This is a genomic window from Lysinibacillus sp. FSL K6-0102, assembly GCF_038003545.1.
GTDB lineage: Bacteria > Bacillota > Bacilli > Bacillales_A > Planococcaceae > Lysinibacillus > Lysinibacillus capsici.
On the sequence record NZ_JBBOPH010000001.1, the window covers coordinates 300,032 to 316,917 of the forward strand.

The 16,886-nt window shown below is 36.1% G+C and carries 15 protein-coding genes; 7 read left to right on the top strand and 8 right to left on the bottom strand.

Going from position 1 to position 16,886, the window contains the following annotated elements:
* Window position 1 precedes the first annotated feature (1 nt).
* From NYE73_RS01455 to NYE73_RS01470, 4 genes are all read right to left on the bottom strand, one after another.
* Window positions 2-898, bottom strand: a complete 897-nt coding sequence (locus tag NYE73_RS01455; protein ID WP_066038376.1) for a DMT family transporter — start codon at window positions 896-898, stop codon at window positions 2-4.
* A gap of 103 nt (window positions 899-1,001) precedes the next feature.
* Window positions 1,002-2,162: a PucR family transcriptional regulator gene (locus tag NYE73_RS01460; protein ID WP_259951197.1), complete on the bottom strand. Its 1,161-nt coding sequence runs from the start codon at window positions 2,160-2,162 to the stop codon at window positions 1,002-1,004.
* A gap of 161 nt (window positions 2,163-2,323) precedes the next feature.
* Window positions 2,324-3,742 carry an amidase gene (locus tag NYE73_RS01465; protein ID WP_259951198.1) on the bottom strand — a complete coding sequence of 473 codons (1,419 nt, stop codon included), beginning with the start codon at window positions 3,740-3,742 and terminating at the stop codon, window positions 2,324-2,326.
* Window positions 3,732-3,917: a hypothetical protein gene (locus NYE73_RS01470; RefSeq protein WP_009373346.1), complete on the bottom strand. Its 186-nt coding sequence runs from the start codon at window positions 3,915-3,917 to the stop codon at window positions 3,732-3,734. The genes NYE73_RS01465 and NYE73_RS01470 overlap by 11 nt, the downstream gene beginning before the upstream one ends.
* A 294-nt stretch (window positions 3,918-4,211) precedes the next feature.
* On the opposite strand from NYE73_RS01470, the gene NYE73_RS01475 reads away from it, so the two are divergent.
* From NYE73_RS01475 to NYE73_RS01485, 3 genes are all read left to right on the top strand, one after another.
* A complete protein-coding gene (locus NYE73_RS01475) occupies window positions 4,212-5,093 on the top strand; it encodes an EAL domain-containing protein (protein ID WP_259951199.1) in 882 nt (293 codons plus the stop codon).
* Window positions 5,071-6,021, top strand: a complete 951-nt coding sequence (locus tag NYE73_RS01480; RefSeq protein ID WP_259951200.1) for a GGDEF domain-containing protein — start codon at window positions 5,071-5,073, stop codon at window positions 6,019-6,021. Before NYE73_RS01475 ends, NYE73_RS01480 begins: the two co-directional genes overlap by 23 nt.
* Window positions 6,022-6,792: 771 nt before the next feature.
* Window positions 6,793-8,187 carry an L-cystine transporter gene (locus NYE73_RS01485; RefSeq protein WP_004227708.1) on the top strand — a complete coding sequence of 465 codons (1,395 nt, stop codon included), beginning with the start codon at window positions 6,793-6,795 and terminating at the stop codon, window positions 8,185-8,187.
* A gap of 50 nt (window positions 8,188-8,237) precedes the next feature.
* Here the strand turns inward: NYE73_RS01485 and NYE73_RS01490 are convergent, their stop codons facing one another.
* From NYE73_RS01490 to NYE73_RS01500, 3 genes are all read right to left on the bottom strand, one after another.
* Window positions 8,238-8,552, bottom strand: a complete 315-nt coding sequence (locus NYE73_RS01490; protein ID WP_048391899.1) for a hypothetical protein — start codon at window positions 8,550-8,552, stop codon at window positions 8,238-8,240.
* A gap of 100 nt (window positions 8,553-8,652) precedes the next feature.
* Window positions 8,653-9,192 (bottom strand): SLOG family protein, encoded by a 540-nt coding sequence (locus tag NYE73_RS01495; RefSeq protein ID WP_369700611.1) that lies wholly within the window; start codon window positions 9,190-9,192, stop codon window positions 8,653-8,655.
* A 222-nt stretch (window positions 9,193-9,414) separates the two neighbouring features.
* Window positions 9,415-10,560: a DUF418 domain-containing protein gene (locus NYE73_RS01500; RefSeq protein WP_237899135.1), complete on the bottom strand. Its 1,146-nt coding sequence runs from the start codon at window positions 10,558-10,560 to the stop codon at window positions 9,415-9,417.
* A gap of 103 nt (window positions 10,561-10,663) precedes the next feature.
* On the opposite strand from NYE73_RS01500, the gene NYE73_RS01505 reads away from it, so the two are divergent.
* The gene (locus NYE73_RS01505; RefSeq protein WP_048391893.1) at window positions 10,664-11,365 is read left to right on the top strand and encodes a response regulator transcription factor; all 702 of its coding nucleotides are present in this window, start codon (window positions 10,664-10,666) and stop codon (window positions 11,363-11,365) included.
* Window positions 11,362-13,005, top strand: coding sequence for a sensor histidine kinase (locus NYE73_RS01510; protein WP_259951201.1), 1,644 nt, complete (start codon window positions 11,362-11,364; stop codon window positions 13,003-13,005). The genes NYE73_RS01505 and NYE73_RS01510 overlap by 4 nt, the downstream gene beginning before the upstream one ends.
* A gap of 106 nt (window positions 13,006-13,111) precedes the next feature.
* On the opposite strand, the gene NYE73_RS01515 is transcribed toward NYE73_RS01510, so the two are convergent.
* Window positions 13,112-14,023: a TetR/AcrR family transcriptional regulator gene (locus NYE73_RS01515; protein ID WP_066038385.1), complete on the bottom strand. Its 912-nt coding sequence runs from the start codon at window positions 14,021-14,023 to the stop codon at window positions 13,112-13,114.
* A 157-nt stretch (window positions 14,024-14,180) separates the two neighbouring features.
* Between NYE73_RS01515 and NYE73_RS01520 the strand changes: the two genes are divergently transcribed.
* Window positions 14,181-15,695, top strand: coding sequence for a DHA2 family efflux MFS transporter permease subunit (locus tag NYE73_RS01520; protein WP_115673860.1), 1,515 nt, complete (start codon window positions 14,181-14,183; stop codon window positions 15,693-15,695).
* A gap of 159 nt (window positions 15,696-15,854) precedes the next feature.
* Complete coding sequence (locus NYE73_RS01525; RefSeq protein ID WP_048391885.1) at window positions 15,855-16,874, top strand: serine hydrolase domain-containing protein; 1,020 nt, start codon at window positions 15,855-15,857, stop codon at window positions 16,872-16,874.
* Window positions 16,875-16,886 lie beyond the last annotated feature (12 nt).

Below are 16,886 nucleotides of genomic sequence, written 5' to 3' on the forward strand. Positions count from 1 at the left end.
ACTATTTGGGGGTCTGATTATCGAGTGCTTTCATTAGCTTCTTTTTTGGATGTGCGGGTTTCACTTCGGCAATTAGTATAGCTAGTAAAATAAGGACGGCACCAACGACCATACGGCTTGTTAGCATTTCATGCAAGAAGATAACGGATAAAACCATGCCGAAAAAAGATTCCGTTGATAGTATAATCGCAGCCTTTGTGGCAGTTGTATATTGATTGGCCACATTCTGGAAAAGATAAGCTATTGTCGTAGAAAAAATCCCTAAATAAACAAGCGAGTAAATTGCCTCTTTTTCAAGCGACGTAGGAATTTCACCTTGACTAATGACAACAAGAACACCTATAAAGGATGCTGTGAGAAACTGAATAATAGTTAGAGCAATGGCATCTTCTTTTTGAACAAAAAGGTTTGTACAAAAGATATCAAAGGCAAAAGCAACAGCACAAGCTAATGATAGGGCATCACCTATATTCATTGTCAATGAGCCTTGTAATGATAAAAAGCCAATGCCCACAATTGCCATTATCGAACCAATGATTTCGTAGCCATCGATACGCCGTTTATAAACGGCATATGCTATTAAAGGAACAATAATGACATTAACTGCGGTTAAAAAGGCATTTTTAGAGGGTGTTGTATATTGCAGTCCGACTGTTTGAAGGGCAAACGCTATATACAAAATCGTACCTAATAAAGCTCCCTTCCAAATTACTGATCTCGAAGCCTTTTTTAAGCGGGCGCCAAATAAAACGGTTAATATGATTGAAGCTAATAAAAATCTGCCAGCCATTACTTGATATGCTGTTAAATATTCTAGAGCAATGGCCGTTACAACAAATCCACTACCCCACACGATTGCAGTAACTAATAACATGCCATCAGCTATGTAAGTTTTCATGTGTTCTTCCTCCTAACTTCAATAGAATAGCATAAGAGAGAAGAAAAGAATTTGATTTTATTTCTAAATATTCAGGCGTTTTTTTGTACTTATTCCAAAGCGATTAGTCACTGGTCATTTTGCTATGTAATAAGTACAATTTAACGGCTGTAGCTAGGCGTTCATAAAAAACATAATCATTATCTATGGGTGCTACTAGCTGACGTATTTTAGCCATACGATAGCGAATTGTATTTGGATGACAGAATTGTGCTACAGCAACTTCCTTAATATTTCCTTTTTTAATGATATAAGTTATGGCGGTCTCCATTAAGTCTGGATCAGCCTTATCATCAAGTAGAGGGACTAAAAAGGAGCTAACATAGTCCATAGCGAATGTTGCATCTTTACGGTATAACTCGATTAATAAACAATCAGACGCGAGATTCTTATAATGACAGCTAGGGAGCATATCGATTTCAGCGAAAATATTGGCAAAAAAAGCTTCGCGTAATGCCATTGGGAATCCAGTCTGGGTATCATTACAACTGCTATAGCCGAAAGTGATTGTATCAGTGGGTATGGCATATAATGCTAGCCATTCATGTAAAACCCTTTCAAATTGGAATTGCTGAGATGGATGTGTCATGATGATAAATAGACTTTTTTTATAAGAACAAATCATACCCGATTTTAATAGTGGCTCCAACGAGTAAAAGGGCTGCATCCAGTTCGGATGGATTGTGTCACCAGCTCGTAAATTTGCTATAAATACATATTTTTCAAAGGGCTTATTGAGCTGTTGTAAAATGGATTTGATTTGCTCCTGTGTTACATCTTCCTCCACTAACCTTCGTAAAATCGTTTCTATAAAATAGGAATAATCCTGTGTCTTAGCATAAGCCATCGTTTCTAAAATGATTTTTTCAAAAAACTCATCTCCACCAAAGCGCAATATAGGGAAATTATGCTGCTCTGCATATGACAAAACTTCTTCAGGTAATTCCTTAAAAATAACAGGCTTATAAGCTAAAGCACTAGCCCCAAGCTCAATTAGATTTTTAACAGCATTGAATAAATACTCAGGCTTTTGCTTAGCAAATAATAAACTACTTAACACAACACTGTTGGGTGTAAAGATAGTATCTCTGACATGGTGGATGTCAGGTGAAAATTCAAAGTCTAATATTTCTACATTTTGAACAGCTTTATTTAAGCCATTGTGACCCGCTATAACAGTGAAGTCTTTGGTAATAGGTAATTGTAAAAATTTCTCTACATTCATGAGTGGATCATTGCCTTTCCTGTAGTAAGCTTCTAGCTTCTATTATAAAATTACTTGTTCATAAAAAACCATTAGTATGAATGCTAGCAGGTTTCCCCCACAAAAAAATCTGCTCATTCAGTGGTATACCGTGAAGTGAGCAGATTTCTAGTGCTTATCGTTTAGATATTAGCAAAAATATTTGGTTTTCTATTTCTCTGTGGATTTGCTTGCTCAACAGCATAGCCTACATTTAAAATGCGTCCTTCTTTAAAGGCTGGGCCAATAATTTGTAGACCTATTGGTAAGTTTCCTTTAAAGCCACAAGGAACCGAGAGTGCAGGTAAGCCTGTTAAGTTACTAGGGCCTGTAAAGCGGATAATATTATCAATTAAATCTACTTTTTGACCGTTTAACTCTGCAAAATCATCCCCAATTGTACTAGCTACAACAGGTAGGGTAGGGGAAATGAGCACATCTACCTTATTAAAAATCTCTGTAAACTCCTGCTTGATTTGACGACGTACCTGCTGAGCCTGCAAGTAATCGACTGCAGAAGGCAATTCACCAAGCTCAAATAGCAGACGAATATCGTCACCAAAATCTTGTGGTCTCTTTTGTAAATCTGAATGGTGTATAGCTGCTGCCTCTGAAAGAGACGTCACAAGCTCTGCCCATTCTGCATATTGTAGGGAAGGAATACGCACCACTTCTACTTTAGCGCCTGAATCCACTAAGCTTTGAATACTTGCTCTAACAGCCTTCTCTACATCAGCATCAACATTATTAAAGAAATATTCTTCATTGATACCAATCACTAGATCTTTGATCTTACCAGTAAGCTGCTTCTCATAGTTGTCTACTGGAACATTCACGCAAGTAGGGTCTTGATGATCAAAACCAGCAATGACTTCGAGCAAGCCCGCTGCATCCTTAACTGTCTTTGTCATCGGACCAATATGGTCTAAGCTCCATGCTAGCGGGTAGCAGCCGTATTTACTTACACGACCGTGTGTAGGTTTTAAACCTACAATGCCGCAAGCAGACGATGGAATTCGAATAGAGCCTGCTGTATCTGTCCCTAGTGAAGCAACACTTGCTCCAGCTGCAACAGCCGCACCAGAGCCTCCACTTGAACCTCCAGGAATTTTATCTAAGTCCCATGGGTTACGAACAGGGCCGTAATGAGGGTTGTTATTTGTAATTCCCCATGCATATTCATGCATACTTAATTTCCCAGTGAAAATAACACCAGCATCACGTAGCTTTTCAACCACTGTCGCATCATAATTAGAAACGAAGTCCTTATGAATTTTTGAGGACATCGTTGTTATTTTATCTTTAAAATACAAGTTGTCCTTTAAGGCCATAGGTATCCCATGATACATACCCTTATAATGACCTTGGAGAATCTCCTGTTCAACTTCTTTTGCCCTTGCTAAGGCTTCTTCCCGATAAAAAGCCATATAGGAATTAATTTTAGGCTGACTTTCCTCAGCAAAAGCTAAAATAGCTTTCGTTAATTCCACGGGAGATAGCGACTTTGATGCAAGTAAAGGTGCCAACTCTTCAACAGATTTTAAATGTAAATCAGTTGTCAATGTGATCACCTCCAGGAATACTACGTACAGCGATGTCTGCATCATCGATCGCAATACCTTCTAAATTGCTGCGAAGTGACTGCATACCTTCCCAGCGTGTTTTTAATAGTTCAAGGTGTTCAGGTTTCGGTGTAATTCCTTTGTTCTCCAATAATTGTTGAATAGACAAGCTCATTAACAGGATCCTCCCTTGAATAATTTTTATCTAAATAGGTTTCCCTATTAAGACCAATTCAGTAAAAACACAAAAAATATAATAGGTAATATAAACCTATTATTACAATCATACACTAATATCATTTTATATCAAATAAATTATTTGTAATAGTTTTAATATTATGAAATATTAACTAGAAAAGAGTTTTGTTAAAACCTATTGCTGGAACTTGCTCTTTTTACATTCGGTTCACAGTCTGTTTACAATCAAAGCGTACAATGAACCATAATAACCAATTGAAGAGGTGCAGGAATGGAGTCTGTAGTGGGACAAAGTATAAAAACAAGTAATATATTTTCTTTTTTTAAATATTTATATGGTCAGCATCAAAGTAGTTCGTTATATATGAAACGTTTAAAGGCATTGAAACAAATTATTCAACATAACGATTTACATACATACTTTCAGCCTATTGTAGATTTACAGTCACAGCAAACAATAGGATTTGAAGCCTTAAATCGACCATTACCCTCAACATTATTTAACAGTGTGGACCAGTTTTACGAGTTTGTAGGACAAACAGATTGCGTTTTTTTATTTGAATGTTTTTGTAGAAATCTTTCCTTGAAACGTTTCAAGGAACGTTTACACAAAGACTTGGTGAATAAAAACTTTTTAGTGTTCCTTAATATACATCCGAATGTTTTATTAGATAAAAAATATCACAGTGGCGAAACACTACAATTATTGAAGGAGCTTGGAATCAAACCTCAGCAAGTGGTTTTTGAACTAACTGAGCGAAGTGCAGTAATAGATTTTGTGGAGTTTGAACGTGTATTATCGCATTATCGATCACAGGGCTATCGCATTGCCGTAGATGATGTAGGATCAGGTTATAATAGTTTAAAAACGCTCATCTATTTAAAGCCGGAATTTATTAAGCTAGACCGTTCATTAATTCAATTCATAGACCAAAATAGTGAACAACAGCAGCTCGTCACATTGTTAATGAAATATGCTGAACAAGCCAATACTAAAATCATCGCTGAAGGGATTGAAAGACAAGAAGAGCTTGATTATCTCTATCGTATTGGCATTCATTATGCACAGGGATATGCGATAGGAAAGCCTGCAAAGGAAATATATATGGGGAAAATAAGGGTGGGTGACCATGAAGATAGGGGAAGTCATTGAGAAAGTTCCATGTATTGATGAATTTGTGAAAAATAAAGAAGTAGATGTACTTTTTACAAGTAATCCATCGTTGCGTAGCGTTGTTGTTGTGCGTGATGAAAAACCAATTGGACATATTACACGCACACATTTCTATCAAAAAATCGGTACTCGATATGGCTATCATTTATTAATGGAACGTCAAAATCAGCTGATGATAAAGAAAAATCCTTTAATCGTTGATCGTAATACACCAATCACAGAGGTTAGTACATTAGCTATGGCTAGACCTCCAGAGGATTTATATGATGATGTCATTGTCACGAAAAACAATCTTTATTATGGCATGGTTAGTATTCGAGAGTTATTGTTAAAGCTTGTTGATACACAAGTAGCCATTGCAAGTTTCCTGAATCCATTAAGTAGTCTTCCAGGCAATAAATTAATCGATGAAAAATTAGAAGAAGCATTACAGCTATCGCAATATAGTTTAATCTATTTTGATTTAGATCACTTTAAATCCTACAATGACACATATGGCTTTAATAAAGGCGATAAAATTTTACGGTATTTAACAGAAATACTAAAAAGACATATCTGCGGCGTAGAGGATTTTTTAGGACATATTGGTGGAGATGATTTTGTAGCCATTCTACCTTATTACGAGGTAGAAAAGATGTGTCAAAAAATTATTGATGACTTTGATGCCAAAATACTTAGTTTTTACGAGTTAGAGGATCTAGCATATGTTCAGGTGGCTAATAGATCTGGCGAACTGGAACCTTTAACATGCACATCTTTATCTATTGCCGTTATTACGAATGAATATCAGTATTTTGACTCTGTGGAACAATTATCCAATGCGGTAACACATGTAAAAAAGCAGTGTAAAAAAATAGCTGGTAGTTGTTACCTCATTAATCAACAAAAAAATTATTTTGTTCATTAGCAAAATATGTTAGATTTGTGGATCTAATATGTAAAATATATGAAAATTTAAATAAAATTGATATATATTTTGGTTACAGGAGGTTTAGATGGATTCAAGAAAACTGCACATTTGGCAACCTGTCACTTGCTTAAAAAGAGCCCAAATCGTTAATGCCACATTGAATTATACAGATTGAGGACTATGCTTAACATTAATAGATCGAAACAATGCAATAAGATGTCACCTATTCAAGATTATGTTTGTTCTTTTCGCTATACTGGAGAAATCCCATGATCTGATTTAGTAGACATGGTCACTAAAGCCATGACCAAGAACAATCTAAAAATTCTTCAGCAGAATGGTTTGATCAACTCCAGTGGATTGGAAGCAAAGAAATTCCTACCGTAGAACATCATATCTACTGCTATAATGACGGTGTGTTTGACATCATTAGTGACTACGAACCAAGATTTGTAATTAGAAATAATGCTTAAAAGGCTGCCCCTGCACTGTTAAAAACTAACAGTATAGGGGCAGTTACTCATTTGTCACCAAATGTAGTGGCATTGATTAAACTAGCTATACATTTACAAACATTTTTTATGAGCTTTTCCATGATTAATCCTTTGCCAGAGGATGATTGTTACGCCATTTTTCGGGGTATAATCCTTAGCAAGAAAGCATTTTGTTATAGGAATTTATTAATCTTAATAAAACATACTTGAATTATAGGGATTATGGGTATATAATTCGATTACATTATTATAAAACATCTTAGGAGGCATTCCATTGTCGAATTTACAAATCATTCTTAACGTAGCAGTGTTACTTGTGTTCGTTGGAATTTTATATGTTATGAATAAAAAGCACGTTAAGTTTTCTAATCGTGTTTTTGCCGGTTTAGGCTTAGGGATTGTACTTGGTCTTGGACTTCATTTTATTTATGGTCTCGATTCTGAAGTATTAGCCAAAACAACATCTTGGTACAATATTATCGGTACTGGGTATGTGAAACTGCTCCAAATGGTAGCAATGCCATTAGTATTTATCTCCATTTTAATTGCATTTACTAAAATGAAGATTGGTAAAAATTTCGGAAAAATGGCAGCACTTATTTTAGCCATTTTAATCGGTACAACAGCCGTTTCGGCAGCTGTAGGTATTCTTTCTGCAACAGTCTTTGATTTAGATGCAACACAAATTTTACAAGGTGACGCAGAAACTGCACGTGGTCAATACCTTGAAGAAAAAACAACGGGCTTAGCAGCTCCTGATTTACCAACACAAATTATTGAGTTATTCCCAGCAAATCCGTTCCTTGATTTAACGGGTGCTCGTTCTACTTCAACGATTGCGGTTGTAATTTTCTCAGCATTCCTTGGTTTTGCTTATTTACGTGTGGCACGTAAGGATGAGGGAACAGCAGCTACAATTAAAAAAGGCTTGGATGCCATCTATGCCCTTGTTATGGGTGTTGTAACAATTGTATTACGCTTAACGCCATATGGAATTCTAGCGATTATGGCTCGTACGGTAGCAACATCTGATTTTGGAGCTATCTATAATTTAGGTAAGTTTGTTATTGCTTCTTATGTAGCACTATTTATTGTTCTAATCGTACACTTATTAATCATTACATTAAGTGGTTTAAATCCATTTACGTATTTGAAAAAATCGGCAGAAACATTATTATTCGCCTTTACATCACGTTCTAGTGCTGGTACTTTACCGATGAATATTAAAACGCAAACAGGTCGTCTTGGAGTATCTGAGGGGATTGCAAACTTCTCAGGCTCATTCGGATTATCAATCGGTCAAAATGGTTGTGCAGGTGTATATCCTGCGATGTTAGCCATTATGATTGCACCGACAGTCGGCATTAATCCACTTGACCCTGTGTTCATTATTACAGTTATTGCAGTAGTAGCAGTTAGCTCATTTGGTGTAGCAGGTGTTGGTGGTGGTGCAACATTTGCAGCTATCCTTGTATTATCAGCACTTGATTTACCAATTGCTCTAGCAGGTGTATTAATCTCTGTTGAGCCTTTAATTGATATGGGTCGTACAGCGTTAAATGTAAGTGGTTCAATGACTGCTGGTGTTACAACAGCGCGTATTACTAAAGAATTAGATACAGAAATGTATAATAATAAAGAATTAGGTGCTCAAGTAGCAGACCTATAAGGTCAAAGAAGCCCCGTTAAAGTTTTAACTTTAACGGGGCTTCAGCTGCTTTATACGATTTTTACATAAAAATCTTTACCGTTGATTAATTCGGATATCTCAATATTATAATTTTGTTTATAGTAATCATAAATATTGTAGGCTAAACCGGAGTGTCCATTCAAATAGGTTCCCTTTTTAATCTCTTTACGTGGATTATGGAAATCAAAATATAAGCGTGAATCATGACTCATTGTATTTAAAATAGCAATAAATTCTTGTTCTTCAATATGAATTCCCCGTGTATACCGACATTCTCTACGATACGTATCATGTGACACATTTACGGGAGAAGCTTCAAGAATCATTTCAATATGTTTATTCAAATGATGACAGCTCCTTTCAAATTATAGGTAAAAACCATAAGAACAATCAGCTTTTATTACTTCTAGTATATAATTGTCAGAAAATTATATCAATATTTTTCTACCAGTTTTGCTGTTGAATTTCTTCAGCTATTAATTGTAAGTCATAGGCAGTTACTGTTAAAAGATTATAATCATGGGACTCCATATATTTTTCTGCAAGCCGTTTGATATATTTGGGTGAACCCTCATTTTCTTCATCATAAATTAATAAAAGTCCATCTGTATTTTGGATAATAAATTTGTCCTTCTCAATAAATTGCCAAGGAGCTTCATAGGGTTTTTTGGTCACGCTTGTGACAAAATCAGCTTGGGCAATTAATGCTTGATACTTTTCTTTTTTATGATCTTGCCAATTTTTCTCTTGCTCTAAAAAAGGTGTGATCACGGCGTATTTTAAAAGTGGGAATTCTTTTTTTAACATTAAAACAACTTCAGCACTCCAAGTTTCTACGCCCTGCTGACCGCTGATAATAACCCATTCGAGTCCTTCATCAAGCAGTGTACGTAGATGAGCTTCCAGTGCTTTCTTTATGATGACAATACCGGGATGTTTATCATTAAAGATACCAAGCTCATGTGGTTTATAGCCAGTAATCATAATACGCTGTAACAACAAAATACCTCCTAAGCTGTATAGTTGTAATACTAGTATACAGCAAGGAGGCAAATGAAATCGATATTGTCTATGAAAAGGCAAATAGTGTTAAAATTACTGCTACAGCTGCACAAATGCCTAAAAACCACCATGAGTCTGTAAAGTCTTCTTTTGTGTCACTATTCATAAAAAATATTCCTTTCTAATTTGCTTGTTTGAGAGGTTTTATTTTACTTGACCAGTCCAAGACCAATTTGTCCATATTCGTAAAATTGTTTCAAATGGACCACGTTTAAATTTCTTTAAATAGGCAAGGCTGAAAACACATTGCAGGCTATAAACAACGATTCCGAAAAGGATTCCGCCAAAGACCCCTAATTTGCCATATAAGCCAAGGCCATAGCCATAAAAAACAGTTGTACAAATGATGGTTTGTAGTAAATAATTGGTTAGTGATAGTTTGCCAACGCTCTCAAATGCAGGAGCCAGTAGTTGAACTGGACGGGTGTTATAAATGTATGCTGCGAGGCAAACATAGCCAATTGCTAATAACTGGGAGCCGCCCATTAATAAAATAGAAGAAAATGCACTTTTACTTTCTATAAAACTTACACTTTTACATACGAGTCCTATAGGTACAAGGAGAGCACCTAGCTTATACCATTTCATTTCCTTATTCATCTCCACGAAGGCTTGCTTCTTAGCAAGCGCCATCCCAAACAGGAATAGTGGTGCGTAGAACATAGGTGCAAAAATTAATATAATGAAAATAAATGAAGAATCCTCCATTCCTGGTACTTCGGCATTAGCTCTAAAATCAAAAATTTCTAAGTAGCTGCCGTTAGCGTAAACATCATCCGCTTGCTCGATGTATGTGTCTATCTCTTTTTGTTCTTTTTTAGACGTTTCCATAGAGCCGTATGTTAACGCCGTAGTTAGTACAAATAGGATACCAGCCCAAATAAATAAAGTTTTTGGTTTACGATTAATAAATGGGATTAAAAATAACATCATACAGCCATAAGAAAATAGAATATCGCCTTCCCACAATAAAATAGAATGTAATAAGCCAAGGGCAATTAATCCTGTTGCACGCCGTAAAATAGACCAACGGCTTTTATTCTTTTTTCTGCGGATGGATTCAATTAATTTAATAAGTGAGAAGCCGAATAAAATAGTGAAGATGGGCATAAACGAGCCTTCAATCACAACTTTTACAAAATATAAAGCCCCGTTATCTAAGGTAGAAAGATTTTTTAATTCATCTTTGCCATACATCCCGAATTGGAAGATTAGCAAATTTGCCATTAAGATGCCAAATAAACTAAATCCACGCATTGTATCAATGAAAGTAACACGATTAGTTGTCATTGCGTTTTATCTCCTTAATTGGTTATCTTATACATATAATAAATAGGGAAGCTTATGGTGAAATAATGACTACCTTAAAGTAATCTTAAAAGTAGGTGAGGAAATGCAGGAAGCATCAATTTTAGTGTTAGAGGATGAACGTGCCATTGCTGAAATGATTGAAATCATTTTAAGAAAAGAAGGAATTAACAATATTACCTTATGTAATACAATTGAAGAAGCAAAAGATGAAATGAATACTAAAACATTTGATTTTTATCTATTAGATATCATGCTACCAGATGGAAGTGGGCTGGATATTGCGAATAGTATTCGAGAAAAAAGTGATGCCCCTATTTTTTATTTAACCGCAAAAAGTAGTGATGCAGATAAGCTTCGTGGTTTTATGAATGGTGCAGATGATTATATTACAAAACCATTTAACCCCTTAGAACTTGTAGCACGAGTAAAGGTGCAGCTAGTCCGTTATATGAAGAAAAAAGGTGTACCAGAAAATCACATATTTACTTGCAGCCGTTTTACATTTGACATTGATGCAGCAGAAATTGAGGTAGACGGTGTAAAGGAAATAATCAGTGGTCGCTTGTTTCATTTATTAAAATATTTATGTGACAATGCAGGGCAAGTGTTATCAAAAGAGCAAATATACGAACGTGTATGGGGTGATTGTTTATTTGATGATAATACAGTGATGGTACATATAAGAAAGCTGCGAGAAAAAATAGAAAAAAATCCTGGAAAGCCAACATGCATTATTACTGTCAGAGGCATTGGCTATAAGCTTGTTGGGGACATTTCTTCATGAAGCCTGCTGGAAAATTAACACTCCGCTTTGTTTCGTATTTCATCATATTCTATCTATTGATCATTTCAGGTTTTATTATGAGTTTGGTGTTTTTTGCTATTTTTATCAATGACCGTGTTGGTGACAACATTCATGTGATGAGCTCCTTTGAAATCGAAGATGATGCAGTTGTAGAGCAAGGGAAGACAGTTAAAATTGCTGATTATTTAGTGAAGAGAGCTGAAGAAAATGTTGGACAGCTTTATTTATTTGATCCAACCATGACGATTGTTGATTATACAGGAGATACATGTGGTCTATGTGGAAAGTCAGATAGTGAAATATTGGCATTGCAGCAACCAGGCATGCATACATGGGAATTGCCGAATTACTACTTATTATTTCTTCCAACTACTCCTGTGCAACCACTTTTTGAGGATGCGCTTGAAAACTGGACAGCGACAGGGGACATTTCAGCTGTAACACGGCAACGTCTAAAAGAAAATAAAGCTAGTGTTGAAATTTATGACGAGCAATGGAATCGGATTGAGGTCATAGGCGAACGTTATGAGAAGCTAAATAAGCCACAATTACTAGAGGAAAAATACGATATTTTCGAGCATGCGGAGCTGAAGCAAAGTACAGCCTTAGCCAACGATAGGACATTTGTTGTAAGAATGCCTAATCCATCGTATAAGCCATTTGAAGAGCCTTTTAATAAGGCAATGGTACTGTTTGTTTCTATCTTCTTTGGGGGACATATTATTTTGCTGTTGGGCGTTATTTTCTTATCTATTAGTATTTCACGTCAATTCGTACGACCACTTGTCTATGTGATATCGCGCATTGAGCGACTTACCCAATTCGATTACAGTGAGATTAGTGACAAAAAAATCCATCATAAAAAGACAGGTAAGTTGAAAAGAAAATTTAAACTGTTTCAACCAGTAGAAGAGTCACTCAATCACTTATCAGAGCGACTTGATTCAAATGAAAGGCAAATCAAGCATGCAGAGCAATTACGGGAGGAGTGGATAACAGGTTTATCGCATGATTTAAAGACCCCGTTAAGCTCAATTTACGGTTATTCAACGATGCTGGCATCGGAGGATTATGAGTGGACAAAGGATGAGATGCGTATTTTTGCACAGACCATGCAGGAAAAGGCAACCTATATGGATGCACTTATTCAGGATTTGACGTATACGTATCAATTAAAAAATAAAGCCATACAGCTAGATAAAGTGGTACTGCCGCTAGCAACATGGCTACCACAATTTGCAGACGAACAGGTGTGTGTGAAGGTGTATGGTGATGTGTTGTTACAAGCGGATGAGCTTTTACTCAAGCGAATAATGGATAATTTAATTACCAATGCGAAAAAATATACCCCTGAAGGCACGAAGGTAATTGTGGAAGCACAACATACTGGTAAAGAAGTAATGCTTACCATTGCTGATCAAGGACCTGGTATTCCACAGGAGGAGCTCGATAATCTATTCGAACGCTATTATCGAGGTACGAATACAACAGACGATATAACAGGAACAGGGCTAGGACTAGCCATAACGAAGCAGCTCATTGATTTACACAATGGCACAATTAGTGTCCGTTCAGGTCAGGATGGGACAATCTTTGTGCTAAAATTTCAATGTCATTAAGGTGAATCTCTGAGCTTTCTTAAGACTGTACAAAGGTCTGTCATAGAACTTAATTTCATTCAACAGAGTAAAGAGGTATCAAAGTGTTCATTTGATACCTCTTTTTTTATTTATTTTTCGTACATCGTTCAGCGGGCTGTTCAATTTTTACGTAACGCCATAAGTTATTGGCGATGTCACGGGCCTCTGCGATATGTTCTGTGCCGACGAAAGCCTTACGGAAAGGTGTAAGAAGTGATTCGATGATAAAAAGCTTTGGTTTTTCTTTCTGCAATTCTTCTAATAAGAATTGTGCATACTCCAAACCTTCCATTGTTTCGTTATTCGATAATCCCTTTGTAAATCCTTGTAGTTGTTCAATAACCATTCCTTTTGTAACGGTTTTATAGTTCACGACATTTTGAATGGTATTGATCATTTCAACACTTACGATAATCTCTTTTGACTCAAGCATAGTGGGTATAATTACGCTAATATTGCGCAATGCTACACGTACAATAGCTTCTCGATTGATATATTTATAATCGGCAATAAAGACAGCACGTAGAGTGAGGTTAATCATTCCAAGTGTTTGAACAGCACATTCATAGCTAATAGGGCTAATCTCTTCTCCAAAGACTTGTACTAGACGATTGGCGAGCCATTCTAGTTCTTGTAAATGGTAATTAATAATAATTTTTTTTAGTTCTTTATCTCTTGATTGGAAGATGGATTCGAATATCTGTACTAAATTATGTTCACGATTGACATACATGAGAACAGCGACTTGCTGCGTCAATACCTCTAAATCTGTAGGGTCTTTGCCATAAATGAGCTCATGGCGACGATTACTAGCTTCTTCGCGACCTTCATCTAAGATGGCGATTAAGCATTCATTTTTCGAAGTAAAATGATTATAAAATGTACCTTTAGAGATTTTAGCCGCATTGATGATGTCATTAATCGATGTATCTAGAAAGCCTTTTTCAATAAAAAGTTCACGTGCTGCTGTTATAATTTGTCTTTTTCTTTTGTTCATAACCTCACCTTTTTTATAATATTATACTCTTATTCTACACTTGAAACGCTTTTATATCAACGTTTATAAAAAATATAAACTTATTTGTTGAAAAAAGTAGACTACGAGTATAAAATAAGTTTTATCGTAAAACACAAGAAAGAATTGAGGGATATAAATGAATAGTGAGCAAACAATGAAAAAGCCCCCTTATGGCATGATAGCTATTCTATTTGTGGGTGCTTTTGTTGCTTTTCTAAATAACACATTGTTGAATGTGGCATTACCAACAATCATGAAAGATTTTGGGATCACCTATTCAAAAGTACAATGGTTAGCAACAGGGTATATGCTTGTGAGCGGTATTTTAGTGCCTGCTTCAGCATTCTTTGTGACACGCTTTAAAAATAGACATTTATTTATTACAGCGATGTCTATCTTTACAATTGGTACAATTATGGCAGGTTTCGCTCCTAATTTTGGCGTGCTGCTAGCAGGTCGTATGGTGCAAGCAGCCGGAGCTTCTAGTATGTCACCACTTTTAATGAACGTTATGCTAACAAGCTTCCCGAAAGAAAAGCGTGGGGCAGCAATGGGGATCTTTGGTTTAGTTATGATTATGGCGCCAGCAATTGGTCCTACATTATCAGGGTATATTGTGGAACATCATGATTGGCGTATGCTTTTCCAAATGATTATTCCATTTGCTTTAATTAGTTTATTATTTGGTGTTTGGAAATTAAGAAACGTGATGGAGACACGTGAAGTTCACTTAGATTTCCTTTCAGTACTTTTATCAACAGTTGCATTTGGTGGTATTTTATACGGCTTTAGTACTGCAGGAGATAAAGGTTGGTCAAGTCCATGGGTATATGGCACAATTACAATTGGCTTCATCGCTTTAATTATTTTCGTTGTTAAACAGCTGAAAATGGATGAGCCATTACTGGAACTACGTATCTATAAATATCCAATGTTTGCTTTAGGTTCTGTTATCTCAGTTATTGTCTCTATGGCAATGTTCTCAGGGATGATTTTAACACCAGCATATGTACAGTCTATCCGTGGTATCGAACCATTTGAAGCAGGCTTAATGATGCTTCCAGGAGCACTTGTCATGGGGATTATGTCACCAATCACTGGTAAGCTTTTCGATAAATTTGGTCCACGTGTGTTAGCCATTATTGGATTAACGATTACAACAATCGCAACTTTCGGTTTAACAAAGTTAGAAATTGATTCAAGCTACACATATATCGTATCGATGTATACAATTCGTATGTTCGGTATGTCGATGGTCATGATGCCTATTATGACAAACGGTTTAAATCAACTACCACAAATAATGAATCCACATGGTACAGCGATTAACAATACATTACAGCAGGTATCAGGAGCAATCGGTAGTGCGATCCTTGTAACATTTATGAATAATCGTACAAAAGTTAAAGCGGAAGAATTAATTGCAGAAGCCAAAGCGAATGCTGCACAATCAGGAGCAGCGCCTACAGCAGAGCAAATGCAACAAATGCAAGATCAGATTATGCAAACTGCCTTATTAGATGGTATTACGCATTCCTTCTTAATTGCAGCTGGTATAACAGTGATTGCAGTGGTACTTGCATTCTTCTTGAAACGCGTAAAAGTTGAAAGCGCAGCAGCGTCAATGGATTTAAAAAAACCAACTAAATAATCAAAGTAGCCCTAGTCAGTAAATATTTACTGGCTAGGGCTTTTTTTATTGAGTACACATGAAAAAAAATTTTAGGATTGGTGTTATTTTTCATCATTTTATTTTATATGATAATACTAATTTACAGAAAATTTAGATATTTAATAGTGGGGTGCTTCCTTGGTAGATGCATATATAACTGGCTTAGTGAAAGAACAGAAAATTCCAGGTGCTGTATTAATTGTTCAGCAGCAAGAAAGAAGGCTATTTTCATGCAATTATGGAGCCTATACTGCTGAGGATGGCAGCGAGCAAGCTATTTTAAGTAATACGTTGTTTGATTTAGCCTCCTTAACAAAAGTTGTCGCAACACTCCCAGCTATTTTACTCCTGATGAGTCGAAATCAAGTTTATATAACAGATCCAGTCCAAACCTATTTGCCTGATTTTAATTATCCTCTTATTACAATCCAGCATTTATTGCAGCATTGCTCAGGATTGCCAGCAGATTTAACACCTGTAGTTAAAAGACATCATAAGCGTGACATCCTGCAGGAGGTACTGGCAAGTGATGTAGTATGGCAGCCAAATGAACAAGTGCAATATAGTGATTTAGGTATGATTATTATAGGAAAGGTGATTGAGGAAGTTACTGGAATTTCATTAAAAAGTTTTGTAGAGCAAGAGGTTTTTAAGCCATGGGGCATGCATCATACATGTTTTCAACTGCCTGTGCATACAAGAAGGCTTGCAGCATCTACAGAAATGGTGGCAGGTCAATTTGTACAGGGAATAGTCCATGATGAGAAAGCTTTATTACTAGATGGTATTGCTGGTAGTGCAGGTTTATTTTCATGTGTAGAGGATTTAGCAAAGTATGCGGAAATTTGGTTGGGGATCAAGCAACAAAGTGTAATTCCATATGAATGGTTAGAGCTTGCCTATACGAAAACTTTTAAAACGAGGGGACTTGGGTTTGAAGTATGGGGAGGAGATGAAGCATCATTTTGTTTTGGTAGGAGGTGGAGCAAGGGCTCATTTGGTCATACAGGATTTACAGGCACGAGTATTTGGATGGACCCTGTAAAAAAGGCATTTGTCATTTTACTAACGAATGCTGTGCATTATGGGAGAAATACAAACATGGGAAGGATTAGAGAGAAGCTTCATACGATGATTTATGAAAAATTACTGATATGAAGGGTGGATCTG